This is a genomic window from Nostoc sp. UIC 10890 (assembly GCF_054786515.1).
In genome coordinates this window covers 1-1,080 of record NZ_JBSGKF010000185.1, presented here as the reverse complement: position 1 = coordinate 1,080, position 1,080 = coordinate 1, and the positions used below count along the sequence as shown (strand labels likewise).

Annotated in this window: 1 protein-coding gene; it reads left to right on the top strand. The window is 41.9% G+C overall.

Going from position 1 to position 1,080, the window contains the following annotated elements; all coding sequences use genetic code 11:
* Positions 1-766: T9SS type A sorting domain-containing protein (locus ACWATR_RS40310; protein WP_460346070.1), on the top strand; the 766-nt coding region annotated here is incomplete at its 5' end.
* Between the last annotated feature and the right edge of the window lie 314 nt (positions 767-1,080).

The following is a 1,080-nucleotide window of genomic DNA, read 5'->3' as shown; positions in this document are numbered from 1 at the left end:
CATCTCCTTTACACCACCTGCTGGGATAACTTTCGGCATTGATCCCGTGAAGTTGGAAGCGACATCCAGTGCACAACTGCCTATTGAGTTTTCAGTGGTTTCTGGGCCAGCTCAGTTGGAAGACAATAATTTTTTGGCGGTAAATGGTGCTGGTGCGGTTTCCATTCGATTGCATCAGGCAGGTTCGCCCTTATTCTTACCCAAAACAGATACTGTTCTTCTTAACGTTGGAAAAGCGACTCAACTCATTGCATTTGCTGCTTTGCCGCCTCAGAGAGTTGGCGATTCTGTTGCCCTTTCTACTTTGGTAAATTCAAGCAGTGGGCTTCCAGTAGAAGTTTCAGTGATGACGGGAACCGCTCAAATCAGAAATGGCTTTTTGATTTTTACAGATCCTGGAACGGTGATGATCCGTGCTGTTCAACCGGGAAATGACAATTTCTTAGCGGCGGAAGCAGCACAGGTTACCATTCAGGTTGAGGGGGGAAATGAATCCGGGGAAGAAATTCGATTTGCAGTGGTATTGTCTCCAAATCCAGGTACTGGTCAATTGAAAGTGGTGGTTCAGGATCGTTTTATTCCTGCGGTTTGTGTGGTAAGGGTTTATAATTTAAGCGGTCAAATCATTCAGGAAAAACAAATCAGAGAGAATAGGGCAGGAAATCAATTTGATTTTGATTTAACGGGAGTGCCTAGTGGTGTGTATCTGATTCATGTGAAAAATGGAAACCGACAGTCTACCCAAAAATGGGTGAAAACAAACTAGAAAAAAGGTAAAGCAAGGTTATCCAATGTAAAATGCTCCGGCAGGTCTGCAATCGACACTACCGGAGCATTTTTCGATACCAAAGAGTTTTGCTATTGATACTGTAAAAACTATTCTTTTGGCACTAAAAAACTATCCTATGGACCTTGTAATAACCTACTGTTGGTATATTAAGCACAACTCAAGGAGTCCAATGAGGAATAGCGTGCAAAAGGATTAGTAGAAAAGGTTGGACAAAATATTTTTGGGGTCGTTTTTAGCAGGTTTCAATCCCAGAAACTTATTCATTTGTTGTTGCAGTAAAATCTTACCTA